The 26,801-nt window shown below is 62.2% G+C and carries 24 protein-coding genes; 18 read left to right on the top strand and 6 right to left on the bottom strand.

Translation table 11 applies throughout. The annotated features are described in order from the left end of the window. The first annotated feature begins 83 nt into the window (after positions 1–83). The 17 genes from rfbD (at position 84) to BJN45_RS07965 (ending at position 15,898) form a co-directional block, all read left to right on the top strand. Complete coding sequence (rfbD, locus tag BJN45_RS08045) at positions 84–980, top strand: dTDP-4-dehydrorhamnose reductase (RefSeq protein WP_076093784.1); 897 nt, start codon at positions 84–86, stop codon at positions 978–980. 213 nt (positions 981–1,193) lie between these two features. Continuing rightward, positions 1,194–1,940: a 30S ribosomal protein S2 gene (gene rpsB, locus BJN45_RS08040; RefSeq protein ID WP_076093782.1), complete on the top strand. Its 747-nt coding sequence runs from the start codon at positions 1,194–1,196 to the stop codon at positions 1,938–1,940. A gap of 60 nt (positions 1,941–2,000) precedes the next feature. Next, positions 2,001–2,900, top strand: coding sequence for a translation elongation factor Ts (gene tsf, locus BJN45_RS08035; RefSeq protein ID WP_076093780.1), 900 nt, complete (start codon positions 2,001–2,003; stop codon positions 2,898–2,900). Between the two features lie 15 nt (positions 2,901–2,915). After that, positions 2,916–3,632, top strand: coding sequence for a UMP kinase (pyrH, locus tag BJN45_RS08030; RefSeq protein WP_076093777.1), 717 nt, complete (start codon positions 2,916–2,918; stop codon positions 3,630–3,632). A gap of 11 nt (positions 3,633–3,643) precedes the next feature. Beyond that, positions 3,644–4,201, top strand: coding sequence for a ribosome recycling factor (frr, locus tag BJN45_RS08025; protein WP_076093775.1), 558 nt, complete (start codon positions 3,644–3,646; stop codon positions 4,199–4,201). A 14-nt stretch (positions 4,202–4,215) separates the two neighbouring features. Beyond that, positions 4,216–4,977 (top strand): polyprenyl diphosphate synthase, encoded by a 762-nt coding sequence (uppS, locus tag BJN45_RS08020; RefSeq protein WP_076093773.1) that lies wholly within the window; start codon positions 4,216–4,218, stop codon positions 4,975–4,977. Beyond that, positions 4,970–5,800: a phosphatidate cytidylyltransferase gene (locus BJN45_RS08015; protein WP_076093771.1), complete on the top strand. Its 831-nt coding sequence runs from the start codon at positions 4,970–4,972 to the stop codon at positions 5,798–5,800. Before uppS ends, BJN45_RS08015 begins: the two co-directional genes overlap by 8 nt. Next, positions 5,797–6,987: a 1-deoxy-D-xylulose-5-phosphate reductoisomerase gene (gene ispC / locus BJN45_RS08010; protein ID WP_076093768.1), complete on the top strand. Its 1,191-nt coding sequence runs from the start codon at positions 5,797–5,799 to the stop codon at positions 6,985–6,987. The genes BJN45_RS08015 and ispC overlap by 4 nt, the downstream gene beginning before the upstream one ends. Then, entirely contained in the window at positions 6,984–8,351 is a 1,368-nt protein-coding gene (gene rseP / locus BJN45_RS08005; RefSeq protein WP_076093766.1) for an RIP metalloprotease RseP, read from the top strand. The genes ispC and rseP overlap by 4 nt, the downstream gene beginning before the upstream one ends. A 2-nt stretch (positions 8,352–8,353) precedes the next feature. Then, positions 8,354–10,630 (top strand): outer membrane protein assembly factor BamA, encoded by a 2,277-nt coding sequence (bamA, locus tag BJN45_RS08000; protein ID WP_076093763.1) that lies wholly within the window; start codon positions 8,354–8,356, stop codon positions 10,628–10,630. Positions 10,631–10,641: 11 nt separating this feature from the next. After that, positions 10,642–11,148 carry an OmpH family outer membrane protein gene (locus BJN45_RS07995; protein ID WP_076093761.1) on the top strand — a complete coding sequence of 169 codons (507 nt, stop codon included), beginning with the start codon at positions 10,642–10,644 and terminating at the stop codon, positions 11,146–11,148. After that, complete coding sequence (lpxD, locus tag BJN45_RS07990; RefSeq protein ID WP_076093758.1) at positions 11,148–12,191, top strand: UDP-3-O-(3-hydroxymyristoyl)glucosamine N-acyltransferase; 1,044 nt, start codon at positions 11,148–11,150, stop codon at positions 12,189–12,191. The genes BJN45_RS07995 and lpxD overlap by 1 nt, the downstream gene beginning before the upstream one ends. 5 nt (positions 12,192–12,196) lie before the next feature. Then, positions 12,197–12,631: a 3-hydroxyacyl-ACP dehydratase FabZ gene (gene fabZ, locus BJN45_RS07985; protein ID WP_076093756.1), complete on the top strand. Its 435-nt coding sequence runs from the start codon at positions 12,197–12,199 to the stop codon at positions 12,629–12,631. Position 12,632: 1 nt separating this feature from the next. After that, positions 12,633–13,403, top strand: coding sequence for an acyl-ACP--UDP-N-acetylglucosamine O-acyltransferase (lpxA, locus tag BJN45_RS07980; RefSeq protein ID WP_076093754.1), 771 nt, complete (start codon positions 12,633–12,635; stop codon positions 13,401–13,403). Position 13,404: 1 nt separating this feature from the next. Continuing rightward, positions 13,405–14,553, top strand: coding sequence for a lipid-A-disaccharide synthase (lpxB, locus tag BJN45_RS07975; RefSeq protein WP_076093751.1), 1,149 nt, complete (start codon positions 13,405–13,407; stop codon positions 14,551–14,553). Next, positions 14,541–15,131, top strand: a complete 591-nt coding sequence (gene rnhB, locus BJN45_RS07970; RefSeq protein WP_076093748.1) for a ribonuclease HII — start codon at positions 14,541–14,543, stop codon at positions 15,129–15,131. The genes lpxB and rnhB overlap by 13 nt, the downstream gene beginning before the upstream one ends. Further along, entirely contained in the window at positions 15,128–15,898 is a 771-nt protein-coding gene (locus BJN45_RS07965) for a TrmH family RNA methyltransferase (protein WP_076093745.1), read from the top strand. The genes rnhB and BJN45_RS07965 overlap by 4 nt, the downstream gene beginning before the upstream one ends. Before the next feature lie 14 nt (positions 15,899–15,912). On the opposite strand, the gene ppsR is transcribed toward BJN45_RS07965, so the two are convergent. From ppsR to BJN45_RS07935, 6 genes are all read right to left on the bottom strand, one after another. After that, complete coding sequence (ppsR, locus tag BJN45_RS07960) at positions 15,913–16,731, bottom strand: posphoenolpyruvate synthetase regulatory kinase/phosphorylase PpsR (protein WP_076093743.1); 819 nt, start codon at positions 16,729–16,731, stop codon at positions 15,913–15,915. An 11-nt stretch (positions 16,732–16,742) separates the two neighbouring features. Next, positions 16,743–19,505 (bottom strand): phosphoenolpyruvate carboxylase, encoded by a 2,763-nt coding sequence (ppc, locus tag BJN45_RS07955; protein ID WP_076093741.1) that lies wholly within the window; start codon positions 19,503–19,505, stop codon positions 16,743–16,745. A gap of 55 nt (positions 19,506–19,560) precedes the next feature. Further along, positions 19,561–22,329: an FAD-binding and (Fe-S)-binding domain-containing protein gene (locus BJN45_RS07950; protein WP_076093739.1), complete on the bottom strand. Its 2,769-nt coding sequence runs from the start codon at positions 22,327–22,329 to the stop codon at positions 19,561–19,563. Between the two features lie 620 nt (positions 22,330–22,949). Next, positions 22,950–24,380, bottom strand: a complete 1,431-nt coding sequence (locus BJN45_RS07945; RefSeq protein ID WP_076093737.1) for a LutB/LldF family L-lactate oxidation iron-sulfur protein — start codon at positions 24,378–24,380, stop codon at positions 22,950–22,952. Then, entirely contained in the window at positions 24,377–25,045 is a 669-nt protein-coding gene (locus BJN45_RS07940) for a LutC/YkgG family protein (RefSeq protein WP_076093735.1), read from the bottom strand. The genes BJN45_RS07945 and BJN45_RS07940 overlap by 4 nt, the downstream gene beginning before the upstream one ends. Further along, on the bottom strand, positions 25,042–25,824 hold the full coding sequence (locus BJN45_RS07935) for a (Fe-S)-binding protein (RefSeq protein WP_076093733.1): 783 nt from the start codon (positions 25,822–25,824) through the stop codon (positions 25,042–25,044). Before BJN45_RS07935 ends, BJN45_RS07940 begins: the two co-directional genes overlap by 4 nt. 176 nt (positions 25,825–26,000) lie before the next feature. On the opposite strand from BJN45_RS07935, the gene BJN45_RS07930 reads away from it, so the two are divergent. Next, positions 26,001–26,768, top strand: a complete 768-nt coding sequence (locus BJN45_RS07930; RefSeq protein WP_076093731.1) for a GntR family transcriptional regulator — start codon at positions 26,001–26,003, stop codon at positions 26,766–26,768. Positions 26,769–26,801: the final 33 nt, after the last annotated feature.

The following is a 26,801-nucleotide window of genomic DNA, read 5'->3' as shown; positions in this document are numbered from 1 at the left end:
GGATAAATGATGCCCCCTGTTTCGCAAAGCCGCAGCGGTCGGTAATGGCATACTGCGCGGGTTTACGGCTGGGAGACTTGGGAATGACGATACTTTTGCTGGGCAAGGATGGGCAGGTCGGTTGGCAGTTGCAGCGCGCGCTGGCGCCGCTCGGTCCGGTGCGGGCCTGCGCTCGCGCCGATTGTGATCTGGCAGATCCGGCGCAGATTCGTTCCCTTGTCGAGACGCTGCGGCCATCGGTGATCGTCAATGCAACCGCCTATACAGCGGTCGACAAGGCGGAATCGGAGCCGGCACTGGCCGCCGCGATCAATACCGAAGCGCCGCGCTTGCTGGCGCTCGCGGCGAAGGATTGCGATGCGCTGCTGGTTCACTATTCGACCGATTACGTCTATGACGGAACCAAGGATGGCGTCTATGTCGAGAGCGATCCAACGGCACCGCAGAGCGTTTATGGCCGGACCAAGCTGGCCGGCGAAGAGGCCATCCGTGCGGTCGGCGGTAAATCGCTGATTTTCCGGACCAGTTGGGTGTTCGGCGAGCATGGCGGCAATTTCGTCAAGACCATCCTGCGCCTGGCGCGGGACAAGGAGGCGCTGAACGTTGTCGCTGATCAGACCGGATCGCCGACGCCGGCGGCATTGATCGCCGACGTGAGCGCCACCGTGCTGGCTTCGCTCGCTTGCGGTCGACGCCTTGGCGCGGGCGAAAACCGCCTGTACCACCTGGCGGCAGCCAATCCGGTCAGCTGGTACGATTTTGCCCGGCGTATCGTCGATCTGGCCCGGTCGCAGGGTGCGGCTTTGCGCCTTGACGCTGCGGCGATCAAGGCCATCACCACTGCCGAATATCCGACGCCGGCGCGGCGTCCGGCCAATTCGCGGCTGGACTGCAGTCGTCTGGAAGCGGATTTCGACCTGCTGATGCCGGACTGGCAACCTTATCTCGAGCGTATGCTGCAGGTCTGCCTGCCCCGCTAGCGGGCTTTCCCTGTCGTGTTTTCGGGCTTTTTACCCGGCGATTTTGCTGCTATAATCGTCGGGTTTTTCTCGGTCCAACAAGCCGTAAAAAACGGCGGTGTGCACAGTGCATGTCGTCAAATCCACACATCCGCCGATTAAGGGTGTTCGTCAAAATCAAATAACGACGGGCGTTTGCGGCGGGTGGAGGTTCAACCCTTAAGGAGTTTTATCATGTCCGTTACCATGCGCGAAATGCTGGAGGCTGGTGTCCACTTCGGTCACCAGACCCGTTTCTGGTCCCCCAAGATGGCCCCGTACATCTTCGGTGCCCGCAACAAGATTCACATCGTCAACCTCGAAAAGACCCTGGCCAAGTACAACGAAGCCATGGCTTTCGTGAAGAAGCTGTCGGCCAACCGCGGCAACATCCTGTTCGTCGGCACCAAGCGTCAGGCCCGCGAAATCATCGCCGAAGAAGCAGCACGTGCCGGCGCAGCCTGCGTCGACCAGCGCTGGCTGGGCGGCATGCTGACCAACTTCAAGACGGTCCGCACCTCGATCAAGCGCCTGAAGGACATGGAACTGGCTGTTGAAGCCGGCGATCTGGAGCGCATGTCCAAGAAGGAAGCGCTGACCTTCCGTCGCGAACTGGAAAAGCTGCAGAAGTCCATCGGCGGCATCAAGGATATGGCCGGCCTGCCGGACGCCATCTTCGTCGTTGACGTCGGTTACCACAAGATCGCCATCACCGAAGCCGAAAAGCTCGGTATTCCGGTCATCGGCGTGGTCGATACCAACCACTCGCCGGACGGCGTTGCTTACGTCATTCCGGGTAACGACGACTCTTCCCGCGCCATTCAGCTGTACGCCCGTGGCGTGGCCGATGCCATCCTCGAAGGCCGCAGCCAGGTCCTGCAGGAAATCGTTGCCGCCGGCGGTGATGATGAGTTCGTCGAAGTCGAAGAAGCAGCTGAATAAGTAATGCTGTAATGGCGGAGCCTCAGGCTCCGCCTGTCTTAAAGCTCAGGAGATAGAAACATGGCGGCAATTACCGCAGGTATGGTTGCAGAGCTGCGCGGCAAGACCGACGCACCGATGATGGAATGCAAGAAGGCCCTGACCGAAGCCGATGGCGACATGGCCAAGGCCGAGGAAATCCTTCGCGTCAAGCTGGGCAACAAGGCCTCCAAGGCAGCTGCCCGCATTGCAGCAGAAGGCATCGTTGCCGTCAGCATCACTGCTGATGGCAAGGTTGGTGCAATCATCGAAGTCAACAGCGAAACCGATTTCGTTGCCAAGAACGATGACTTCATCGCGCTGACCAATGGTTGCGCCGCACTGGTGGCTGCCAGCAATCCGGCCGACGTCGCTGCGCTGTCCGCGCTGCCGATGGGCGAAGGTACGGTGGAATCCACTCGTGCCGCGCTGGTGGGCAAGATCGGTGAAAACATGACGATCCGCCGCTTCGTCCGTTGCGAAGCCAAGGGCCGGATGGTTTCCTACATCCACGGCGGCGCCAAGGTTGGCGTGCTGCTTGATCTGGTTGGTGGCGACGAGCAACTGGGCAAGGATCTGGCGATGCACATCGCTGCTTCCAAGCCGAAGTCGCTGGATGCCTCTGGCGTTTCCGCCGAACTGCTCGACACCGAGCGTCGTGTCGCCATCGAAAAGGCCCGCGAAGCTGGCAAGCCGGAAGCGATGCTGGAAAAGATCGCCGAAGGTACCGTGCAGAAGTATCTGAAGGACGTGACCCTGATGGGCCAGGTCTTCGTCAAGGCCGAAGACGGCAAGCAGACGATCGAACAGCTGCTGAAGGCCAAGGGCGCTTCGGTGGCCAGCTTCACGCTGTTCATGGTCGGTGAAGGCATCGAGAAGAAGGTTGACGATTTCGCTGCCGAAGTCGCTGCCCAGGCTGCTGCCGCTGCTGCCAAGAAGTAATTGAAAGGAACGCCGATGACCACCCCCAAGTACAAGCGCATCCTGCTGAAACTCTCCGGCGAGGCCCTGATGGGGTCCGATGCCTACGGCATCAACCCGCAGGTCATTGCGGGGATTTGCGGCGAGATCAAGGCGGTTGCCGACCTGGGTGTGGAAATCGGCGTCGTGATCGGCGGTGGCAACATCTTCCGTGGGATGGCCGGTACGGCTACCGGGATGGATCGCGCCACTGCAGATTACATGGGCATGCTGGCCACGGTGATGAACGCCATGGCGCTGTCCGACGCAATGCGTCAATGTGGTCTGAATGCCCGGGTGCAGTCGGCCCTGAATATCGAACAGGTGGTCGAGCCCTATATCCGCGGCAAGGCCATTCGTTACCTGGAAGAAGGCAAGGTGGTCATTTTCGGTGCTGGCACCGGCAACCCCTTCTTTACCACCGATACCGCTGCAGCCCTGCGCGGCTCGGAAATTGGCGCGGAAATCGTGCTGAAGGCGACCAAGGTCGACGGTATCTACACGGCCGATCCGAAAAAGGATCCGGCGGCGACCCGTTACGACCGGATCAGCTTCAACGATGCGATTTCGCAAAATCTCGCGGTCATGGATGCCACGGCATTCGCCTTGTGCCGCGACCAGAAACTGCCGATCAACGTGTTCTCCATCTTCAAGGCCGGTGCGCTGAAGCGCGTGGTCTGTGGCGAGGATGAGGGCACGCTGGTCTATTGCTGAGGGAGAGACGGATGATTGCCGAACTCAAGAAGACCGCTGAAGCGAAGATGGTGAAAACGCTGGAGTCGTTGAAGAACGACCTCCTGAAAATCCGTACCGGCCGCGCCCATGTCGGCCTGCTCGATCACGTGCAGGTGGATTACTACGGTTCGCCGGTGCCGGTGAACCAGGTCGCCAACATCACCCTGGTCGACGCCCGGACGCTGGGTGTCCAGCCGTGGGAAAAGAACATGGTGCAGAAGGTCGAGAAGGCCATCCGCGATTCCGATCTCGGTCTCAATCCGGCGACCCAGGGCGATCTGATCCGCGTGCCGATGCCGGCGCTGACGGAAGAACGCCGCAAGGAAATGAACAAGGTCGTCAAGAACGAAGGCGAGGGCGCCAAGGTGGCGATCCGCAACCTGCGTCGCGACGCCAACACCCATCTGAAGGATGCGCTGAAGAAGGGCGAAATCCCTGAAGACGACGAGCGTCGCGCCCAGGATGACGTGCAGAAGCTCACCGATAAATTCATCGCCGAAGTCGACAAGATGCTCGCCGCCAAAGAGGCCGAGCTGATGCAGATCTGAGCCGTTCCGGCTGCATGGCGATATTTTCCAGTTCGACGCGGGATGTTCCGCAGGTTGCAGCCGTTCCCCGGCACGTTGCGGTCATCATGGATGGCAACGGGCGCTGGGCGAAGAAGCGGTTCTTGCCGCGCGTGGCCGGCCACGTCAAGGGCGTCGAACTGGTTCGCGAAATGGTTCGCTCCTGCCTGGAGCGTGGCGTTCAGTATCTGACGCTGTTTGCATTTTCTTCGGAAAACTGGCGTCGACCGCAAGAAGAAGTGACCTTGCTGATGCAGCTCTTCGTCAAGGCACTTGAGCAGGAGGTCGAGAAGCTTGACCGCAATGGCGTCCGCCTGCGCATCATCGGCGATCTATCGCGTTTCGAGCCACGTCTTCAGGCGCTGATTCGCAAGGCCGAAGAGCGCACCGCCGGCAATACCCGCCTTGATCTCACCATCGCTGCCAATTACGGCGGTCGCTGGGACATCATGCAGGCGGTGAACCGGATGACCGAAGCCATGCCGGAAAAAGCCGGGCAATGGGAAGAGGCCGACATGGAACCGCATCTGTCCATGCATTTCGCACCGGAGCCGGATCTTTTCATCCGTACTGGCGGCGAGGAGCGGATCAGCAACTTCCTGCTCTGGCAGCTGGCCTATACTGAATTCTTTTTCACGCCCACGCTGTGGCCTGATTTCGATGCCGCCGAGTTCGACAAGGCGATTCTTTCCTACCAGCAACGCGAACGCCGTTTCGGGCGGACCAGCGAACAATTGACGGGTAAAGCCGATGCTTAAGACGCGCGTCATCACGGCGCTGGCCATGATGGCGGTCCTGCTGCCCAGCCTGTTCTGGTTGCCGCAGTCGGCGTGGGCCTTACTGATCGCTGCCTTCATCGGCGTCGGTGCCTGGGAGTGGGGCGCCTTGCTCGGCTGGAGCAATGGCCGGCGCGTGCTGCTGGGTATGGTCACCGCCGTTGCCTGTGCGCTGCTCTCGCTGCTCGATCCCGCCGCCATCGGCGCAGCAGGTTTTCAGCCGGCGCAAACCTGGGTTTTCGTGTTTTACGGCTTGTCGACCGCATTCTGGTTGCTGCTGATTCCGTTCTGGCTGAAGGCCAGGTGGGCGGTTCGCGGCTTGCCGGGGCTGTTGGTCGGCGCGGTCGTGCTGCTGCCGACCTGGCTGGCCATGGTCCAGTTGCGGGCGATTGGGCCAGGCGTGCTGTTGGCTGTCTTTGCCATCGTCTGGATGGCTGACATCGCCGCCTATTTCGCCGGCCGCCGTTTCGGCAAGCGCAAGCTGGCGCCCAGCATCAGCCCGGGCAAGACCTGGGAGGGGGCTTATGGTGCAACAGTCGGCGTGCTGGTTTATGGGTTGCTGATCGGTCACTACTTTCTTGCCGGTCAGGTCGCGCTGCCGCTGTGGATTGTCGCGCTGCTGATTGTCACGGCGGTGAGCATCATCGGTGACCTGTTCGAATCGCTGCTCAAGCGCAAGGCCGGCATCAAGGACAGCAGCAATGTGCTGCCTGGACACGGCGGCGTTCTCGATCGCATCGACAGCCTGACCTCGACCCTGCCGGTCGTTGCCATGGTCTGGCTGCTTTTCATCCAGCGCGCATGACGCAACAAAACATCACCGTTCTCGGTTCCACCGGTTCCATCGGCGTTAGCACGCTTGACGTCATCCGCCGTCATCCCGACCGTTACCAGGCCTTTGCGCTGTGCGCGCACAGTCAGGTGGACAAGCTGTTCGAGCAGTGCCTCGAGTTCCGGCCGCGCTTCGCCGTGCTGCGCGATGCGCCGCTGGCCGCCGAACTGGCCGCACGTTGCCGGCAGGCCGGACTGGCAACGGAAGTGCGCCATGGCGTCGAAGCGCTGGTCGAATTGTCGGCCTTGCCGGAAGTCGACGCCGTGATGGCGGCGATTGTCGGTGCCGCTGGCCTGGAGCCGACGCTGGCTGCGGCTCGCGCCGGCAAGCGGGTGATGCTGGCGAACAAGGAAGTGCTGGTGATGGCCGGCGAACTGTTCATGCACGCGGTGCGCGAACACGGCGCGACGCTGCTGCCGGTCGATAGCGAACACAACGCGATTTTCCAGGCGCTGCCGGCGGATTTCGCGCGCGGCCTGGCGGCCTGCGGTGTCGAGAAAATCCTGCTGACCGCTTCCGGCGGTCCGTTCCGCAATACCGCACTGGCCGACCTGCAGCAGGTCACGCCCGATCAGGCCTGCGCCCACCCCAACTGGGTCATGGGGCGCAAGATCTCGGTCGATTCGGCAACGATGATGAACAAGGGCCTCGAAGTCATCGAGGCGCGCTGGCTGTTCGATGCCGCGCCGGAGATGATCCAGGTTGTCGTCCATCCGCAGAGCGTGATCCATTCGGCCGTCCAGTACGCCGATGGTTCGGTGCTGGCGCAATTGGGCAACCCGGACATGCGTACGCCGATCGCCTATGCGATGGCCTGGCCCGAACGCATCGCCGCCGGTGTCGAACCGCTCGATCTGTTCCGTATTGGCCGCCTCGATTTCTTTCCCCCGGATTTTGTCCGTTTCCGCTGCCTGCAACTGGCCTACGATGTCTTGCGCGAAGGCGGTACGGCGCCGGCCATCCTCAATGCCGCCAATGAAATCGCAGTCGCCGCATTTCTGGAGGGGCGTTTGTCCTTCCTCGGTATTCCGCGGCTCAACGAAGCCGTGCTGGCCGCCTTGCCGGCTGCGCCCGAGGGCAGCCTGGCCGACGTGCTCGGCGCCGATGCCGAAGCCCGTCGTCTTGCCACAGCGATGATCGCCGACGGACGCATCGGATGACCGACCTGCCGTTCTACCTGGCCGCCTTTGCGCTGGTCCTCGGCGTCCTGATTGTCTTTCATGAACTTGGCCACTATCTGGCGGCGCGCTGGTGCGGTGTCAAGGTTCTGCGCTTCTCGGTCGGTTTCGGCAATGTCATCTGGCAGCGGCGTCTCGGTCGCGATCAAACCGAATGGGCGGTCAGCCTGTTTCCGCTCGGAGGCTATGTAAAGATGCTCGACGAGCGTGAAGGCGATGTGCCACCGGAGGATGCGCACCGGGCCTTCAACCGGCAGTCGGTCGGCAAGCGCAGCCTGATCGTTGCCGCCGGTCCGCTGGCCAATTTCCTGCTCGCCATCCTGCTTTACTGGGCCATCTTCATCTACGGCAGCCAGGAACTGCTGCCCATCGTCGGCCAGCCCCCCACCGGGTCGCCTGCTGCCATGGCCAGCCTGCAGTCAGGCGAACAGGTGCGCCGTATCGACGGGCAGCCGGTCGCTACCTGGAACGATCTGCGCTGGCAGGTTCTGCAGAAGGCAGCTGGTCAGGAAAGTACCGAACTGGAAGTAATCAATGCGCAAGGTGACATCGCCGTCCGGCGTCTGTACCTCGCCGCTGCTGGCGAGGAGGGTTGGGAAGGCGACGCGCTGGAACGTCTCGGCCTGCGTTTCTATCGTCCGGACCTGCCTGCCGTCATCGGCAAGCTGGTTGCCGGTGGGCCGGGCGAGCTGGCCGGTTTGCAGGCGGGCGATCATGTGCTGGCGATCGACGGCAAGAAGATCGACAGCTGGCATGAGCTGGTCGTGATCATACGCGAGGCCGGTGGTCGCAGCCTGCATTTCGATGTCGAGCGTGATGGCCGGAATTTTGCGGTCGACATCGTTCCCGACGAGATTTCCGAGCGCGGTCAGCGCATCGGGCGGATTGGCGTTGCCGTCGCTGAAACAGCGGAAACCCGACGCGAACTGCGGACCTTCGTCAGCTATGGTTTTTTCGAGGCCGGCGGCAAGGCGCTGGAGGAAACCTGGGACAAGTCGGTATTCAGCCTGGTCATGCTGGGCAAGATGCTGACCGGCGAAGTGTCCTGGAAAAATCTTTCCGGTCCGGTGACGATTGCCGACTACGCGGGGCAATCGGCGAAGCTCGGAATCGATTACTATGTCAAGTTCATGGCGCTGGTCAGTATCAGCCTCGGGGTGCTGAACCTCCTGCCCATCCCGGTGCTGGATGGTGGGCATTTGATGTATCATATGATTGAAGTCGTCAGGCGAAAGCCCCTCTCAGAGCGGGCCATGGCAATCGGGCAGCAGTTGGGTCTGGCCATTTTGTTCACCTTGATGGCTTTCGCATTTTTTAACGACTTGAATCGCCTGTTTGGCGGCTAACGATGAAAAAATCCCTGTTGCCAGCCCTGATTGCCGGTCTTTTCTCCTTGCCTGTGATGGCTTTCCAGCCATTCACCGTCAAGGACATCCGCGTCGAGGGCATACAGCGCACCGAAGCCGGTACCGTATTCAGTTATTTGCCTGTCAAGGTTGGCGACACCCTGAACGACGAAAAGGCGGCCCAGGCCATCAAGACGCTGTTCGCGACGGGGTTTTTCAAGGATGTGCGCATCGACGTCGAAGGGGACGTCATGGTTGTCATGCTGCAAGAGCGGCCGGCCATTTCTGCGCTCAATTTTGTCGGGCTCAAGGAGTTCGACAAGGATGTGATCATCAAGGCGCTGAAGGAAACCGGTATCGCTACCGGCCGCATCTTCGACCGCTCCCTGCTGGACAAGGCAGAGCAGGAACTCAAGCGTCAGTATCTGTCGCGCGGCAAGTATGCGGCGCAGATCACCACGACCGTGACGCCGCTCGAGCGCAATCGGGTGGGCATCAATTTCAATATTGTCGAAGGCGATGCCGCCAAGATCCGTCAGATCAACATCGTCGGTGCCAAAAGCTTCAAGGAGAAGGATCTCCAGGGGCTGTTCGAGTTGACGACGCCGGGTTGGCTGACCTGGTATACGAAGAATGACCAGTATTCACGGCAGAAGCTGTCGGCTGACCTGGAAAAACTGAAGTCCTATTATCTCGACAAAGGTTTCCTCGAGTTCAACGTCGAATCCACCCAGGTCTCGATTTCACCGGACAAGCAGGATGTGTTCATCACTGTCAACGTGACCGAAGGCGAGCGCTACAAGGTGGCTTCGGTCAAGCTGGCCGGCGATTTCACGATCCCGGAAGGTGAATTGAAAAAACTGGTGACGGTACGTCCCGGTGACGTGTTCTCCCGGGAACGTCTGAATGCATCGACCAAGGCGATCAGCGATCGTCTCGGAACGGAAGGCTATGCCTTCGCCAACGTCAATGCAGCACCGGAAATCAACCGGGAAAAGCGTCTGGTTGATTTCACCATCTTCATTGATCCGGGCAAGCGTGTTTACGTCCGTCGGGTCAATGTGACCGGCAATACCAAGACCCGCGACGAAGTCGTGCGTCGGGAAATTCGCCAGATGGAAAGTGGCTGGTACGACGCTGCCAAGGTGACTGCTTCGAAGGAGCGTGTCGACCGCCTCGGTTTCTTCTCCGAAGTGACGGTTGAAACGCCCCCGGTTGCTGGCACCTCGGATCAGCTTGATGTCAATGTCAACGTTACTGAAAAGCCGACCGGCAACCTGATGCTGGGTGTCGGTACCTCGAGTACGGACAAGTTGATTCTCTCCGGCTCGATTTCGCAGAACAATTTCATGGGTAGCGGCAACAACGTCTCGATCCAGGTCAATTCCGCGAAGTCCAACCGGACCTATGCTTTTTCCTACACCAATCCGTATTTCACGCCCGATGGCGTCAGCCAGGGTTTCGATGTGTATCACCGGACCACGGATACGGATTCGACCGATATCGGCGACTACAAGTCGGAATCAACCGGTGGCGGTATCCGCTTCGGTTTCCCGATCAGCGAGACCCAGTCCTATTCAGTCGGTCTGGCGGTGGATACCACCTCGATCACGACTTACGAAAACAGCCCGACGTATTACAAGCGCTACGTCAACGAGTTCGGTAAAACCAATGTTTCCCTGCCGGCATCGCTGACCTGGGTCAGTGACACCAAGAACAGCTACTACTTTCCGACCTCGGGTACCTACCAGCGTGCCGGCATTGAAGTCGGTCTGCCCGGTGTCGATCTGACCTATTACCGTGCCAACTATCAATTGCAGCACTTCCTGCCCATTTCCAAGCGCTTCACCCTGATGCTCAATGGTGAAATCGGTATTGCCAATGGACTGAGCGGCAAGAAACTGCCGTTTTTCAAGAATTATTATGCGGGTGGCGTGAATTCGGTCCGCGGCTACAAGTCGAACACTCTCGGAACACTGGGAACACTGGAAGGCGAAGATCGTCTTGGCGGCAATCGGAAGATTGTCGGCAACGCCGAACTGCTGTGGAGCTTGCCTGGTTTTGAAAGCTCTGCGCGCATGGGCCTGTTCTTCGATGCCGGTCAGGTCTATGCATCGGGAGACAGTCTGGATTTCGGTGAAATTCGTTATTCGACCGGTGTCACCGCTTCATGGCTGTCGCCGATCGGACCGCTCAAGTTCAGTGTCGGCATGCCATTAAACAAGAAGGACCAGGATGAATCGGAAGCCTTCCAGTTCCAGATGGGTACCACTTTTTGATCAGGAGTCTCATGTTGAAAGCTAAATCCCTTGTCCTCGCTTCGTGCTTGTCCGCCCTGTGCATCACCGGGCTCGGTGCGGCCGAACTGAAGGTTGGTTATGTCGATACGCAGCGTATCTTCCGTGATGCACCGGCTGCCCAGAAGGCTGCAAAAAAGCTGGAAAGCGAGTTTTCCCGGCGCGATCAGGAATTGCAGCGCATGGCCAAGCAACTGCAGGGACTGCAGGAAGCCCTGGAAAAGAATTCGGTGACCATGGCCGAGTCCGAGCGCCGCAATCGCGAAAAGGAATTCGGTGATCTGTCGCGTGAATTCCAGCGTCGCCAGCGCGAGTTCCGTGAAGACCTGAACCTGCGCCAGAATGAAGAGAACGCAGCGGTCATCGAGAAAGCCAACCGCGCCATCAAGCAGATCGCCGAGTCCGACAAGTACGACCTGATCCTGCAGGATGTCGTCTGGGTGAGTCCACGTCTGGACATCACCGAGCGCGTCATCAAGGCCTTGTCCGACGGCAAGTGATGGTGGCGTCGGAAGCGCTATCCTTCACGCTCTCCGAAATCGCCGCCCGTTTGGGCGGCGATGTACTTGGGGACGGGGAAATTCGCATTTCCCGGGTGTCGACCCTGGCTGCGGCTGGCGAAGGTGACATCACCTTCCTTGCCAACCGCAAGTATCGCGCCCAGTTGCAGACTACCCGGGCGGCGGCTGTCGTGCTGGCGCCGGACGCGGCGGATGCCTTCGCCGGTGCGCGTATCGTCACGGCCAATCCCTATGCCTACTATGCGCGTGTGGCGACCCTGCTGAATCCACTGAACGTCGGTTTTTCCGGGGTTCATGCCAGTGCGGTCGTCGATTCTCCGGTGCCGGACAGCGTTGCCATCGCTCCGCATGTCTGCATCGGGCGCAACGTCGTGCTGGGCGACGATGTCGTCATTCACGCCGGCTGCGTGATCGGTGACGGGGCGCAGATCGGTGCCGGCAGCATCCTCTATCCGAACGTCACCATCTACCATGGTTGCGTGCTGGGCGAGCGGGTGATCATTCATTCCGGCACGGTCATCGGTGCCGACGGCTTCGGTTTCGCACCGGAAGGCAAGGCCTGGATCAAGATTCCGCAGATCGGTGTCGTGCGCATTGGCGACGACGTCGAAATCGGGGCCAATACCACGGTCGACCGCGGTGCGCTGGAAGATACAGTGATTGGCGAAGGGTGCAAGATCGACAATCTGGTGCAGATCGCCCACAACTGCCGGATCGGCCCGTACAGCGTGCTCGCTGGCTGCACCGGCGTGGCTGGCAGCGTGACGATGGGCGAGCACTGCATCGTCGGCGGGGCAGGCATGATTACCGGTCACCTGTCGCTGGCCGCCGGCACGACGATTTCCGCGGGCTCGCTGGTGATGAAGAGCATCACCGAGGCCGGACGTTATACCGGGGTGTTCCCGCTCGACACGCACGAGGACTGGGTACGCAATGCAGCCCATATCCGTCGTCTGTCGAAGCTGGCAGATCGTGTTTCAGAGCTTGAGAAACAACTTAAAGAAAATAATACAAGGGATTGATAAAAATGGATATTCACGAGATTCTTGAACACTTGCCGCATCGCTATCCGTTCCTGCTGGTCGACCGTGTGGTCGAGATCATCCCGGGTACGTCCATCCATGCTTACAAGAACGTGACGATCAACGAGCCGTTCTTTGTCGGTCACTTCCCGCATCATCCGGTGATGCCCGGCGTCCTGATCATGGAAGCCCTGGCGCAGGCCGCAGGCATCCTGTCGTTCAAGACCATGGAAGAAAAGCCGTCGCCGGATACCGTCTTCTATTTTGCCGGGATCGACGAAGCGCGCTTCAAGCGGCCGGTGATGCCGGGTGACCAGCTGCATCTGCACGTCGAAATCGAACGCCAGATGCGTGGTATCTGGAAGTACAAGGCGGAAGCACGGGTCGACGGCCAACTGGCCGCCTCGGCGAAGCTGATGTGTGCCAAGCGGGACCTGTAAGATGATTCATCCGACAGCCATCGTCGATCCTGGCGCAAAGATCGGCGCCAACGTTGAGATCGGTGCCTATTCGATCATCGGTCCGCATGTCGAGATCGGCGACAACACTGTCGTCGGTCCGCATGTGGTGATTTCCGGCCATACGCGCATCGGTCGCGACAACCATATCTTCCAGTTCTGTTCGCTGGGCGAGGTACCGCAGGACAAGAAATACGCCGGCGAACCGACCCGCCTGGAGATCGGTGACCGCAACACGATCCGCGAGTTCTGCACCTTCAATCTCGGTACCGTCCAGGATGTCGGCGTGACCCGCATCGGTGACGACAACTGGATCATGGCCTACGTGCATATCGCGCACGACTGCCAGGTCGGCAACAAGTGCACCTTCGCCAACAATTCCCAGCTGGCCGGTCATGTGGTCGTCGAGGACTGGGCGATTCTCGGCGGTTTCACCGGCGTGCATCAGTTCTGCCGCATCGGTGCGCACGTGATGACCGCTGTCAGCACCGTCATCCTGCAGGACGTGCCGCCTTACCTGATGGCTGCCGGCAATACCGCCCAGCCTTACGGCATCAACGTCGAAGGCCTGAAGCGTCGCGGCTTCACTGCCGATTCGATCACCTCGCTGAAGCGCGCCTACCGGACCCTGTACAAGTCCGGCCTGCTGCTCGAGGAGGCCAAAGCCAAACTGGCCGACGACGCGAAGACCCAGCCGGACGTCCAGCGCTTTGTCGATTTCCTCGAAGTCTCCAAACGGGGCATCATTCGCTGACATGAGCACGGTCGTCCGTATTGCGATGGTGGCGGGCGAGGCCTCCGGCGATCTGCTGGGCGGTCACCTGATTGCCGCCCTGAAGAAGGAATTGCCGGATGCGGTCTTCTACGGCATTGGTGGTCCGCGCATGCAGGGGCAGGGGATGGATTGCTGGTGGCCGATGGGGAAACTCTCGGTCATGGGCTACTGGGATGCGCTCAAGCATTACCGCGAAATCTCCGGTATCCGCCGGCAACTGAAAAAACGCCTGCTTGATCTGCGCCCGGATATCTTCATCGGCATCGATGCGCCGGATTTCAACCTCGGTCTGGAAACCAGCCTGAAGGCTGCCGGCGTGCCGACGGTACATTACGTCAGCCCGTCGATCTGGGCCTGGCGGGGGGGCAGGATCAAGAAGATCGGCCGCGCCGTCAAGCGCGTGCTGGCGCTGTTCCCGATGGAGCCACCGCTCTACGAGAAAGAGCGCATTCCGGTGACCTATGTCGGGCATCCGCTGGCCGACATCATTCCGCTCGAAACGAATCGCCAGGAAGTGCGTGAAAAGCTCGCGCTGCCCCGCGACTATCCGATCTTCGCCATGCTGCCCGGCAGTCGTCGCGGCGAGCTGGAAAGCATGGCGGATACCTTCGTCCAGACGGCGAAGATCATCCGCGAGCGTTTCCTGCCCGATGCGGTGTTCGTCGTGCCGCTGGCGACGCGCGAAACCCGGCTGCAGTTCGAGGCGGCGATCTATCGCCAGCACGCGGCCGACATTCCCTTCCGTCTGCTCTTTGGTCATGCCCAGTCCGCCGTCGGTGCATCCGACGTGGCGCTGATCGCCAGCGGCACGGCGACGCTGGAAGCGGCCCTGATCAAGCGGCCGATGGTCATCACTTACAAGATCGCGAAATTCTCGTATCGACTGATGAAGCGCATGGCCTATCTGCCTTACGTCGGTTTGCCCAACGTCCTGTGTGGACGGTTCGTCGTGCCGGAAATCCTGCAGGACGATGCAACGCCGGAGAATCTGGCCGAGGCGCTGGTCAAGCTGTACGAAGACAAGGACAACGCGAAGGCGATCGAACAGGCGTTCACCGAGCTGCACCTGCAGTTGCGCCAGAATACGGCCGAGAAGGCCGCGCGGGCGGTCATCGAATGCCTGCGCTGATCGTCCCCGACGGCCTGGTCTGCGGTGTCGACGAAGCCGGGCGCGGGCCGCTGGCCGGTCCGGTGGTGGCGGCAGCGGTGATCCTCGATCCGGCACGGCCGATTGCCGGCCTCAACGACTCGAAGAAGCTGTCGGAGAAAAAGCGCGATGCGCTGGCCGTTGAAATCCGGGAAAAGGCCCTGGCCTGGTGTGTGGCCGAAGCCAGCGTCGAGGAGATCGACCGGCTGAACATCCTGCATGCGACGATGCTGGCCATGCAGCGCGCCGTTGCCGGGCTGGCGATCCGGCCGGAGCTGGCAATGATCGACGGCAACCGCTGTCCGCCGCTCGAAGTGCCGGCCGAGGCCGTGGTCCAGGGCGACGGCAAGATCGCTTCGATCGCCGCCGCGTCGATCCTGGCCAAGACAGTACGCGACGCCGGCATGCTGGTGCTGCACGAACTTTATCCGCACTATGGTTTCGACCGGCACATGGGCTACCCGACGGCAGCCCACTGCGCCGCGCTGGTCGAGCACGGCGCCTCGCCGGTGCATCGGCGCAGCTTCGGGCCGGTTGCCCGGCAATTGTCGCTGCTGTGAAGCTGATCCAGTCCCGCGACAACGCCTTTTTCAAGCAATTGAAGCGGCTGGCCGAATCCGGCCGCGAACGGCGCAAGAGCGGCCAGACGCTGCTTGATGGCCTGCATCTGGTCGAGGCCTGGGAGGCGCAGCGCGGGCCGGTGAGCAGCCTGATCGTCAGCGAATCGGCGCTGGCCGGCGGCGAAATCCAGGCCTGGCTTGGTGAGCGTGAGTGCACCGTCATCAGCGCGGCGCTGATGCGCGAACTCGGGCTGGTTGATACGCCCAGCGGCCTGCTGGCGGTGGTCGATACGCCGCAGGCAAATGTTGCGGTCGACCGGGAAAAAGATGCAGTTTTGCTCGACGGCGTGCAGGACCCGGGTAATCTCGGCAGCCTGCTGCGCAGCGCCGCCGCCGCCGGCGTCCGTCAGGTCCTGCTGTCGCCCGGCTGCGCTGCGGCGTGGTCGCCGAAGGTGTTGCGCGCCGGCCAGGGCGCCCATTTCGTCCTCGACATCCACGAAGAAGCCGACTTGGGCGCATTCATCGCAAGCTATGCCGGAACGACGGCAGTCACCTGTCTGGACGGTGCGACGTCACTCTATGCGGCCGGATGGCAGGGCCCGCTGGCCTGGGTTTTCGGCTCGGAAGGGCTGGGCGTGCGGCGAGAACTGATCGACGCGGCCCAACTGAAGATCCGCATTCCGATGCCGGGTGCGGTCGAGTCGCTGAATGTCGGTGCGGCAGCGGCGGTCTGCCTGTTCGAGATGGTCCGGCGCCGGCAAGCCTGAAGCGGCTTGCCCGCTCAGCGCAGATTCAGTTCCTGCAGGATGGTGGCCGAGATTTCCTCGATCGACTTGGTCGATGAGTCGAGCCAGCGGATGCCCTCGCGACGCATCATCTTTTCCGCCTCGGCGATTTCATAGCGGCAGTTGGCCAGCGATGCGTAGTTGCTGGCAGCGCGGCGTTCTTCACGGATCTGCGCCAGTCGTTCCGGCTGGATGGTCAGGCCGAACAGCTTGGGGCGATGTTTTTCCAGCGTTCCCGGCAGGCGACCGCGATCGAAATCTTCCGGGATCAGCGGGAAATTCGCCGCCTTCAGGCCGAACTGCATGGCCAGGTAAAGCGAGGTCGGCGTCTTGCCGCAGCGCGATACCGCCACCAGGATGACGTCGGCTTCCTCCAGCCCGCGATCGGTGATGCCGTCGTCGTGCGCCAGCGTGTAGTTGATCGCCTCGATCCGGTTCTTGTAGTCCGAACTGTCGGCGGTGCCGTGCGAGCGGCCGACGGTATGGCTCGATTTCAGGCCGAGTTCGTTTTCCAGCGGGGCGAGGAAAGTTTCGAAATACGACATGGAGAAGGCGTCAGCCTGATGCACGATCCCGGCCAGTTCGGCATCGATCAGCGTGGTGAACACGATGGGACGCATGCCGTCGGCTTCGCCCTGGGCGTTGATGCGGGCAACGGCATCCTGCGCCTTGTCGATGCTGTCGAGGAAGGGAATGCGTATCTGCCGGAACTCCACCTTCTCGAACTGGGTGAGCAGGCTGTGGCCGAGGGCCTCGACGGTCAGGCCGGTGCCATCGGAGATGAAGAAGACTGTGCGTTTGATCGGTGTAGGCATGGGGCGTGATTCTAACCGCTGTTGCGCAGTCCGGAAGCGATGCCGTTGATCGTCAGGTGGATGCCGCGGGCCACGCGCTCGTCGGTGTCACCGGCACGATGGCGTTTGAGCAGTTCGACCTGCAGGTGGTTGAGCGGGTCCATGTAGGGCGCGCGCAGTTGCAGCGAGCGCTTGAGCATCGGGTTGTCGCCGAGGAAATCATCCTGCTGCAGGATGGCCAGCAGGTGCTTGCGGGTCAGTTCCCATTCGCCGACGATGCGCGCGAAGATGCTTTCGCGCAGGTCGGCATCGACGACCAGTTCGGCATAGCGCGAGGCGATGGCGAGGTCGGTCTTGGCCAGCACCATGTCCATGTTCGACAGCAGGCTCTTGAAGAAAGGCCAGGACTTGAGCATCCGGCGCAGCATGTTCAGGCCTTCCGGTTGTTCGCCGAGATAGCTGTCGACGGCACTGCCGAAGCCATACCAGCCGGGCAGCATCAGGCGGCACTGGGCCCACGAGAAAACCCAGGGAATGGCCCGCAGGTCTTCGATGCGCTCGGAGGCCTTGCGCGAGGCCGGGCGGCTGCCGATGTTCAGCTGGGCGATTTCCGAGACGACGGTCGATTGCCGGAAATAGGTGGTGAATCCGGGCGTTTCATAGACCAGGCCGCGATAGGCGGTGAACGCGCGCTGCGATAGCTGGTCCATGACCGCGTGGAACTGGCCGGCCGGTTCGAGCTGGTTTTCGTGGTCGGTCAGGCTGGCTTCCAGCGTCGCGGCGAGCAGCACTTCGAGATTGCGCCGGCCGTTGTCCGGGTTGCCGTATTTGGTCGAGATGACTTCGCCCTGTTCGGTCAGCCGGATCTGGCCGGAAACGGCACCGGCCGGCTGGGCCAGGATGGCGTGATAGGACGGGCCGCCACCACGGCCGACCGAGCCGCCGCGACCGTGGAACAGGCGCAGGCGGACGCCGTGTTCGCGGAACACGCCGGTCAGCTCGATCTCGGCCTTGTACAGTTCCCAGCCCGAGGTCAGGAAACCGCCATCCTTGTTGGAATCGGAATAGCCGAGCATGACTTCGTGCTCGTTACCACGGCCGGCGACCAGCTGGCGATAGACCGGCAGCGCGAAGACGCCGGCCATCGTTGCCGCGCTCTTCTGCAAGTCCTCGATGGTTTCGAACAGCGGGATGATATTGACGTCGAGTTGCGGCGTAGCGCCCGGGCGCAGCAGACCGGATTCCTTGAGCAGCAGCGCCAGTTCGAGCAGGTCGGAAACACCGTCGGTTTTCGAGATGATGCAGTTGGGCAGCGCGGCGGTACCGTATTTTTCGCGCAATTCGCGGGCGGCGAAGAAGATCGCCAGCTCGCCCTGCGTTTCCTCTTCGTAGGTCAGCCACGGTGAATACAGCGGGCGCGGTGTGGACAATTCTTCGGTCAACAGCCGGATTCGGGCGTTTTCCGTCAGCGTTTCGTAGTCCGGGCAACGGCCGGCGGCAGCGAGCAGGGCGGCGACGCTGCGGGCATGGACTTCGGAATTCTGGCGCAGGTCGATCGGTGCCAGGTGGAAGCCGAAGACCTGGACGGCACGCAGCAGCCGGCGCAAGCGACCGCCGGCCAGACTGGCGCCGCCGTTGAGCTTCAGCGAGTTGGCCAGGATTTTCAGGTCGGCGCGCAGTTCGGCCGGCGTCGCGTAGGGTTCGGCATGGCCGATTTCGTGGCGGACAGGTTCGACGTGATCGAGTTGCCGGGCCGTTGCGGCGACACGCGCATAGATGCCGGACAGCGCGCGGCGATAGGGTTCGTCGATGCGCTGCGGCGACTGGTCGGGCGAGCGCTCGGCCATCGCCCGCAGTTCTGGTGTGACGTCGACGAGCAGTTCGGACAGCGGCAGTTCGGCGCCCAGTTCGTGGACTTCGTCGAGGTAGTGGTTGAGCGTCGCCGCCGATTGCAGGCGCAGCGCTTCGCGCAGGATTTCGGCGGTGACGAAGGGGTTGCCGTCGCGGTCGCCGCCGATCCAGCTGCCGACGCGGAAGAACGGCGGCAGCGCCCAGATCGTCTTCGGGTAGCGCTTCTGCAGTTGCTGGGTGGCCTGGATGTAGAGGCGCGGCAGTTCGGTGAAGAAGGTTTCGCGGAAATAGCTGATGCCGTTCTTGACCTCGTCGAGCACCTTCAGGCGCACCGGGCGCAGCATCCGTGACTGCCACAGCGTCAGGATGGCGTTGGCCAGCCCGAGATCGTTCTCGGCTTCTTCTTCCGGCGTCATCTGCAGGCGCTCGCGGCGGTCGAGCAGGGCGGCGATGTCGCGGTGATTGCGGATCAGGCTCTGGCGCTGGACTTCGGTCGGGTGCGCGGTGAGTACCGGGGCGACCAGCGCGTGGGCGAAGAAGTCGGCGATGGCTTCCGGCGAGACTTTTGCGGTCGACAGCGTATCGAGGGCAAAAACCAGGCTGCCTTCACGCGGCGGCGAACCGGCCAGATCATGGGCACGACGCCGGCGGATGTGATGCTCGTCCTCGGCGATGTTGGCCAGTTGCAGGAAATACGAGAAGGCGCGGACCACGGCTTGCGTCGTGTCGCGCGGCAGCGGATCGAGCAGCGCGGCGAGTTCGTCGCGGCTCGCCGGGTCGCCGTCGCGGGCGAAGCGGATGGCCGTCTGCCGCACGTTTTCGACGATGTCGAAGACGGCTTCGCCCTCCTGGTCGCGCACGGTGTCGCCGAGCAGGCGGCCGAGCAGGCGGATGTCGTTGCGCAGCGGTTCGTCCTTGCTGCTGTCGAGAGCGGAATCGGTCATGAGTTGTCCAGGCGGGAGAATTTCCGGAGATTGTAGCGAGTCGTGCGCTCGCCAGTCAGCAAGGGTTTTCCAGCGGTCGACTGCATTTTTCCAGCAAATAGGCGATCGACTGGTAGTTGATCCCGGTTTCGGCGCTGAGGCCGATCTCGCAGGTGCGGTTGGTCGACACGCCGCAGGCGCAAGCGGCCGGCAGTTCGTTGTGGATCTTGCGCAGCGCATGCTGGTTCAGCTCGGGCACGACAAAACCGCGGTCACCGGCAAAGCCGCAGCAGGTGACACTGGCCGGCTCGACGATTTCGTCGGCGCAGGCCCGGAGCAGCGTGCGCAGCTTGGCGTCGGCGCCGTTCTTGCGCACCGAGCAATTGACATGCAGCGCCACCGGGCCGGCTTGCTTGCGGATCATCAGCCGCGGCAGCAGTGCATCGACGGCGAACTCGTGAAAGTCGTAAAGCTTCAAGCGGCCGGCCAGGTGCTGCTGCATCCGGGCCGAGCAGGTGCTGGCGTCCATGATCACCGGGTAGCGGCCATTTTCCGAAGCCGCCATCAGCGCGGCTTCCAGCGTCCGCGACATGCCTTCGGCTTCCTCGGTCATGCCCTTGCTCGCCAGCATCTGGCCGCAGCACAGGCTGTCGAAACCGGCCGGCAGGATGGGCGCGTAACCGGCGCGGCGCAGCAGTTCTACGATGACATCGCCCAGTTGCGCGTCGCCGGCGTTTGATGGCCCGAAGATGCGGCCGCCGCAGGTCGGGAAATAGACCACCGGATCGCCGCTGCCGGTACGCGCTGCCGGCGCCTTGCCGGCGTGCGGCATCGGCGATTTCCAGGCGCCGCCGGAAAGGCGGCCGAGCAGGCGGTCGCCGACGACGGCGGCAACGGCGTGGCCGGCGCTCAGGCCCAGGCGCGAGACGGTGGCCAGCGTGCCGAAATTGCGGCCAGTCCAGGCGTTGACCGCACGCGCGCTGTCGCCGAGCCGACGGCCGCGCAGTCGCCGGGTCAGGTCGCCGGTGTCGATGCCGACCGGGCAAGCCGTCGAGCACAGGCCGCAACCGGCGCAGGTGTCGAGCCCCATGTAGGCGTAATCTTCGCCGATGCTGCCGGCCGGCTCGCCGGCGGCAGCTCGGCGCGACAATTCGCGGACGCTGACGATGCGCTGACGCGGCGACAGCGTCAGCCGGTGCGACGGGCACAGCGGTTCGCAGAAGCCGCATTCGATGCAGCGATCGACGATGTCCTCGGCGGCCGGCATCGGCTTCAGGTTTTCCAGGTGGGCGTGCGGATTGTCGTTGAGGATGACCCCCGGGTTGAGCAGGTTTTCCGGATCGAACAAAGCCTTGATCCGGCGCATCAGGTCGGTGGCATCCTTGCCCCATTCCATTTCGACGAATGGCGCCATGTTGCGCCCGGTGCCGTGCTCCGCCTTCAGCGAGCCGTCGTACTTGCCGACCACCAGCTGGCAGACGTCGTCCATGAAGCGGGCGTAGCGGTCGACCTCGGCCGGATCGCCGAAATCCTGGGTGAACACGAAGTGCAGGTTGCCCTCCAGCGCGTGACCGAAAATGATCGCCTCGTGATAGCCGTGATGGCGCAGCAGCGCCTGCAGGTCGAGCGTGGCGTCGGCCAGCGACTCGATCGGGAAGGCGACGTCCTCGATCAGCACCGTCGTGCCGGTGCGCCGCATTGCGCCAACCGACGGGAAGGTGCCCTTGCGTACCTTCCAGTACATGTCGCAGGTCGCCGGATCGGTCGAGAAGGCCATCGGCTCGACCGTGGCAATGCCGTCCATGGCGCCATGGACGGCGGCAATCTTTTCCTGCAGCAGGTCGGCGCTGGCAGCGCGGACCTCGATCAGCAGCGCCGCCGCGTCCTCGCCCAGCGCGCGCATGATTGCCGGCAGCACCGGCTTGTTCTCGACCGAGTGCAGGGCAGGGCGGTCGAGCAGCTCGACCGCTGCCACCGGTTGCGGCTTCAGCCGGATCACCGCTTCGCAGGCGGTACGGATGTCCGGGAAGAAAACCAGCGCCGACGCCTTGTACGGGTCTTCGACGACGGTCTGGTAAGTGATCCGGGAAATGAAACCGAGCGTGCCTTCGGAACCGATCATCAGGTGGGCGAGGATGTCGAACGGATCCTCGTAATCGACCAGCGCATTCAGGCTGTAGCCGGTGGTGTTCTTGATCTTGAACTTGTGCCGGATGCGTTCGGCCAGCCGCGTGTTGTCGCGGGTGTTGCGACCCAGCCGCTCCAGTTCGCCGAGCAGTACCGCATGCGACAGCGAGAAGGCGTCGCGGCTGCGCGCATCTTCAGTGTCGAGCACGGTACCGTCGGCCAGCATCACACGCATGCCGGCCAGCGTCCGGTAGCTGTTCTGCGCCGTCCCGCAGCACATGCCGGACGCGTTGTTGGCGGCAATGCCACCGATCCGAGCCGCGCCGATCGACGCCGGATCAGGACCGATCTTGCGCCCATGCGGCGCCAGCCGCCGATTCACCTCACCACCCACCATCCCCGGCCCAACGGTGACCTTGCCGGCATCGGCACTGATCTCGCAAGTGGCGAAACCTTCACCGATCAGCGCCAGCACACCATCACTGATCGCCTGCCCGGACAGGCTGGTGCCGGCAGCACGGAAGGTAACCGGACGCTGGTTCTGCCGTGCTGCGGTCAACACCGTTTTCAGGTCATTTTCCGTTTCGACGATGGTGATGACCTCCGGTATCAGGCGGTAGAAGCTGGCGTCGGTGCCGTAGGCGAGGAGGCGCAGTTCATCGGTGATGACCTGGTTTTCGGGGAGGTGTTGGCGGAGGTGGTGGATGAGTTGGCTCATGGTTTTGGCTTGGTGTCGTCTCGGATTTATGTGGTGGTTTTTTTATTGGCTTGGGGTTCCGCGCTTGAGGCGCGTCTCACTTTCTTTTGCTTCGCCAAAAGAAAGTAAGCAAAGAAAAGGCGACCCTGGGTCGGCGCCGGCTGCGCCGGCTGCGCCGGTTCCCTGCGCTACTCGAAACGCCGGGCGGCTGCGGAACTCGGGGCTGCGCCCCTCAAACAGTCCTCGCCGAAAGCCCCCGGCGTTCCTGCGTTGCTCGGCACCTCTCAAGGGGCCCGGAAAGGCGTCCAAGCTCAAACAGCGGGAGCGATTTTTGGCTGTTTTGCGCGGTCGACCGCAATATTCATGAAAAAAGACTGGCGCTAGTGCCCGGACGCATTTGGGGTCCCCATGTGAAGCGCCGAGCAACGGAGCTGCTGGCGGAAAAAGGGCGAGGACTGTCTGAGGCCCGCAGGGCCGAGTTCCGCAGCCCCCGCCAGCAGCGAGTAGCGCAGGGCAGTCGGCAACGCCGACCGCGTAACCTGGGGTCGCCTTTTCTTTGGCTACTTTCTTTTGGCGAAGCAAAAGAAAGTATGCCCGCGCCTCAAGCGCGGAACCCCCAGGTTCAGAAAGCGAACCAGGCATCACCCACGTTCCCGAAGCATATCCCTCAACCGCTTCCCCGCCGGCCGCAACGGCACCCGAACCGAAGTCCAAGCCCCTTGCCGCGCCGGCAGCAATCCACCAAACCGACTCCCCAGCCAGGTCGCCATCCGGTACAGCAATGGCGAGCGATAAACCATCGCCCAGCCCCGCCAAATCCCTGAAATCAACGGCGAATACCCCGCTCCCTGTCCCCGCATCACCGGATCAGCATGCGGTGCGGTAAACGCCTCTTCGCGCAGCCGCATCAGCAGTTCCGGAATCGGAATCTTCACCGGGCAGACCTCGCCGCAGGCGCCACAGAGCGACGACGCGGTGGCCATGGAAGAGGTCGCTTCGAGACCCAGCATGTGCGGCGAGACGATCTTGCCGATCGGGCCGGGGTAGGTGGTGCCGTAGGCGTGGCCGCCGATGCGGGTGTAGACCGGGCAGTGGTTCATGCAGGCGCCACAGCGGATGCATTGCAGGGTCTTGCGCAGCTGTTCGTCGGCGTAGGCCTGGCTGCGGCCGTTGTCGAGCAGGACCAGGTGGACTTCCTCGGGGCCGTCCTTCTCGCCGGGTTTTCTTGGCGAGGAGATCATGTTGAAGTAGGTCGAGATGTTCTGGCCGGTGGCCGAGCGGGTCAGCAGCGACAGCAGGGGCGGCACGTGTTCGAGCTTTTCGACGATCTTCTCGATGCCGGTGATGGCGATGTGGATCGGCGGCGCCGTCGTACACATGCGGCCGTTGCCTTCGTTTTCGACCAGGCACAGCGTACCGGTTTCGGCGACGGCGAAATTGACGCCGGACAGTCCGATGTCGGCCTCCAGGAATTTCTGCCGCAGCACGTTGCGGCCGATCTGGATCAGCGCGTCGACGTTGTCGGTGTAATCGACGCCTTCGACCTTGTCGGCGAACAGGCGGGCGATTTCCTCCTTGGTCTTGTGGATCGCCGGCATGATGATGTGCGACGGCTTTTCGTTGGCCAGCTGGACGATGTATTCGCCCATGTCGGACTCCAGCGCGCCGACGCCGGCGGCTTCGGCGGCGTGGTTGAGCTCGATTTCCTCGCTGACCATCGACTTGCCCTTGACCATCAGCTTCGCCGAATGGCGCTGGCAGATGCCGAGGATGATGGCGTTGGCTTCGTCCGGCGTTTCTGCCCAATGCACCTTGACGCCGTTGCGGGTGAGGTTGGCTTCAAGGCGTTCGAGCAGCTCGGGCAGTTTGGCCAGGTTGTACTGGCGGATGGCTTCGCCCAGCGAGCGCAGGCTTTGCAGTTCCTCGTCGTCGGGGAATTGCGCGGCGCGCTTGCTCATCAGGAAATCCATCGCGCCACGGAAGCTCTGGCGCAGGAAGGGATTGTCGACGACCGCCTTGGAGCGGGCGCGGAAGCCTTCGCTTGGCTTGAAATGGATGGGCTGGGCGTTCATTGTTCGCCCTCCAGCAACAGTACGATCAGTTCTTTCGGACCGTGCGCGCCGTAGGCCAGCGTCTGCTGGATGTCGGCGGTCTTCGACGGGCCGGAAATCAGCAGCGAGTTGGTCGGCAGGCCGTCCTGCCAGCCTTCGGCGGTCATCGCTTCGTAGAAGGTGTTGTAGATCTTCGTTGCGTCGAGCAGCACGACATGCACCGGCGGTACCAGCGACATCAGGCGGGGTTCCAGTGCATCCGGCCACAGGATCAGCGTGCCGGTTTCGGCAATGGCGGCGCGGGCGGCCGTCAGGCTGGCCGGCGTGGCGTTGAACATCTCGCTCTTCCAGGCTTCGATGGCCATGTCGTAGACGCTGCACTCGACGCCGCGCGGCGGCAGTTCGTCGAGTGCGACCTCGCCGTGCGGCGTGCCTTCGGCGACCAGCAACTTGCCGATGCCACGGGCCTTGAGTACCTGGTGCAGTGTCGCCGTCCAGTTGTCACGGGCGACCGAATACACCTCGGCATGGGCAAGTTCGATGAAATGACGGAAACGGGCGGCCTTTTCGGTGCCGGATTCAACGGGGCGATGGCCGGCGAACCAGCTGGCGACATCGGGCAGGGCAGGTACGGTCGACGGCGCGCCGTGGCGCAATTTGCCGAGAATGCGATCGCGGGCGCTCATTTGCTGGTCCTCCGCAGGAGAAAGCTGGCGATGTGTTCGCCGGGCAGGCTTGGTGTCTTCCGGCCTTCCTGTGCATCCTTCCAGGCCGCGTGGCCGAGGATGTTCATCAGGCAGCCGCAGTCGGCGCTGACGACGCGCTCGGCGCCGGTTGCCTTCAAGGCCTTGACCTTGTCTTCGACCATCGCGCCGGAAATTTCCGGTTGCTTGATCGAGAAGGTGCCGCCGAAACCGCAGCATTCGGATTCATGATCCTGCTGCGCCACGTTGACGTTCTTCAGGTCGCCGAGCAGTTGGCGCCCGGTCAGATGCACGCCCATTTCGCGGCGGGCCGAGCAGGAGGTGTGAAGCACGACGGTGCAGTCGCTGCCGCAGTCTTCCGGCTTGAAGTTGAGCACGTCGACGAGGAACTGTGTCAGTTCATAGACGCGCGCCGACAGCTTTTCCGCCTGCGCCTTGCGTACCGGGTCGGCGGCGAACAGCGTCGGGTAATGGTGCTTCATCATGCCGGCGCAGGAGCCGGACGGGACGACGACTGGCCAGTCTTGCGGAAACAGCGTCAACTGATGCGCCGCGACCTTGCGCGCTGCATCAGGAAAACCGCTGGTATAGGCCGGTTGACCGCAGCAGGTCTGTTCTTCCGGGAAGTGCACGCGGATGCCCTGGCGTTCGAGCAGGGTGATGGCGTCCATGCCGGCGCCGGGGTAAAACTGGTCGACGACGCAGGTGGCAAAGAAATAAACGTCGGCCGGGCGCGGCGGTGGCGTATGCGCAGGAATCATCTTGTCTCCAGTCTGGATTTTTTCATTGGATCATTGGTAAGACCAATAATTCTCAAGGCAGAAATTTACGTTAAAACCTGTACTTGGTCAATGCAGCTAGGGAAATCCCCAAGCTTGCGCTTTCGCGTTTCGCTGTTTAGAATTGCCTGGTCTTACCAATCAATGTGGTCATACCAATGCCAAACAAGGTTCAGGTTCCGCGTATTTCAGACGCCGTTGCTTCGACGCTGGAGCGGCGCATTCTCGAAGGCTCGTTGAAGCCGGGCGATCGCCTGCCGCCGGAGCGCGAGCTGGCGCTGGAGTTTGGCGTGTCCCGACCGAGCCTGCGTGAAGCGATCCAGAAACTGGCGTCGAAAGGTATGGTTCAGAGTCGCCAGGGTGGCGGCACCTATGTGACCGCCGTGCTCGAAGCAAGTTTCTTCGATCCCTGGCAGGAAATGATGGGCAGCTACCCGAACCTGCGCGAGGACATGCTGGAGTTTCGCCGCATGATCGAAGGCCAGGCTGCCGAATGGGCAGCCGAACGCGCCACCGATGCCGACCTGCAGCGGCTCGATCAGGCCTTCCAGGTGCTGCAGGCTTCTTTCCAGGTGGACGATACGGAAAAACGTTCGGCCGCCGACATCGCGTTTCACCAGGCCATCAGCGACGCGTCGCACAACGTGCTGGTGGGCCATCTTTCTGCGGCGCTGCTGCGCCTGATGCACGACAACATCCGTCTCAATCTCGGTGAACTGAAGAGCGTGCCGGCTGCCGGCAAGTTGCTGATGAGTCAGCACGCCGCCATCCATGCAGCCATCACCGAGAAGAAGCCGCAGGCAGCACGCTCTGCGGCCGAGACCCATATCGATTTCGTGCGCGAAACGCTGGCCCAGACGCTGCGTTCCGTTGCCCGCCGCGAGACGGCCGAGCGTCGCCTGAATACTGATTTCTCAACCTCCTGATTTTTTCAAATTCCACCCCGAAAGGACAAAGCA

The organism is Azonexus hydrophilus, assembly GCF_001956855.1.
Classification (GTDB): domain Bacteria; phylum Pseudomonadota; class Gammaproteobacteria; order Burkholderiales; family Rhodocyclaceae; genus Azonexus; species Azonexus hydrophilus_A.
The sequence above is the reverse complement of the archived record's forward strand: the minus strand, read 5'-3'. Positions and strand labels throughout refer to the sequence as shown.

Bases quoted from the DNA above. Each gene is read 5' to 3' on its own strand.
- BJN45_RS07945 (WP_076093737.1), bottom strand. From the start codon at position 24,380: ATGAACGCCCAGCCCATCCATTTCAAGCCAAGCGAAGGCTTCCGCGCC.
- BJN45_RS07950 (WP_076093739.1), bottom strand. From the start codon at position 22,329: ATGAGCCAACTCATCCACCACCTCCGCCAACACCTCCCCGAAAACCAG.
- BJN45_RS07930 (WP_076093731.1), top strand. From the start codon at position 26,001: ATGCCAAACAAGGTTCAGGTTCCGCGTATTTCAGACGCCGTTGCTTCG.
- lpxB (WP_076093751.1), top strand. From the start codon at position 13,405: ATGAGCACGGTCGTCCGTATTGCGATGGTGGCGGGCGAGGCCTCCGGC.
- lpxA (WP_076093754.1), top strand. From the start codon at position 12,633: ATGATTCATCCGACAGCCATCGTCGATCCTGGCGCAAAGATCGGCGCC.
- BJN45_RS07995 (WP_076093761.1), top strand. From the start codon at position 10,642: ATGTTGAAAGCTAAATCCCTTGTCCTCGCTTCGTGCTTGTCCGCCCTG.
- rnhB (WP_076093748.1), top strand. From the start codon at position 14,541: ATGCCTGCGCTGATCGTCCCCGACGGCCTGGTCTGCGGTGTCGACGAA.
- pyrH (WP_076093777.1), top strand. From the start codon at position 2,916: ATGACCACCCCCAAGTACAAGCGCATCCTGCTGAAACTCTCCGGCGAG.
- ppc (WP_076093741.1), bottom strand. From the start codon at position 19,505: ATGACCGATTCCGCTCTCGACAGCAGCAAGGACGAACCGCTGCGCAAC.
- rfbD (WP_076093784.1), top strand. From the start codon at position 84: ATGACGATACTTTTGCTGGGCAAGGATGGGCAGGTCGGTTGGCAGTTG.
- uppS (WP_076093773.1), top strand. From the start codon at position 4,216: ATGGCGATATTTTCCAGTTCGACGCGGGATGTTCCGCAGGTTGCAGCC.
- frr (WP_076093775.1), top strand. From the start codon at position 3,644: ATGATTGCCGAACTCAAGAAGACCGCTGAAGCGAAGATGGTGAAAACG.
- rseP (WP_076093766.1), top strand. From the start codon at position 6,984: ATGACCGACCTGCCGTTCTACCTGGCCGCCTTTGCGCTGGTCCTCGGC.
- tsf (WP_076093780.1), top strand. From the start codon at position 2,001: ATGGCGGCAATTACCGCAGGTATGGTTGCAGAGCTGCGCGGCAAGACC.
- fabZ (WP_076093756.1), top strand. From the start codon at position 12,197: ATGGATATTCACGAGATTCTTGAACACTTGCCGCATCGCTATCCGTTC.
- BJN45_RS07935 (WP_076093733.1), bottom strand. From the start codon at position 25,824: ATGATTCCTGCGCATACGCCACCGCCGCGCCCGGCCGACGTTTATTTC.
- BJN45_RS08015 (WP_076093771.1), top strand. From the start codon at position 4,970: ATGCTTAAGACGCGCGTCATCACGGCGCTGGCCATGATGGCGGTCCTG.
- rpsB (WP_076093782.1), top strand. From the start codon at position 1,194: ATGTCCGTTACCATGCGCGAAATGCTGGAGGCTGGTGTCCACTTCGGT.
- ispC (WP_076093768.1), top strand. From the start codon at position 5,797: ATGACGCAACAAAACATCACCGTTCTCGGTTCCACCGGTTCCATCGGC.
- ppsR (WP_076093743.1), bottom strand. From the start codon at position 16,731: ATGCCTACACCGATCAAACGCACAGTCTTCTTCATCTCCGATGGCACC.
- bamA (WP_076093763.1), top strand. From the start codon at position 8,354: ATGAAAAAATCCCTGTTGCCAGCCCTGATTGCCGGTCTTTTCTCCTTG.
- BJN45_RS07940 (WP_076093735.1), bottom strand. From the start codon at position 25,045: ATGAGCGCCCGCGATCGCATTCTCGGCAAATTGCGCCACGGCGCGCCG.
- lpxD (WP_076093758.1), top strand. From the start codon at position 11,148: ATGGTGGCGTCGGAAGCGCTATCCTTCACGCTCTCCGAAATCGCCGCC.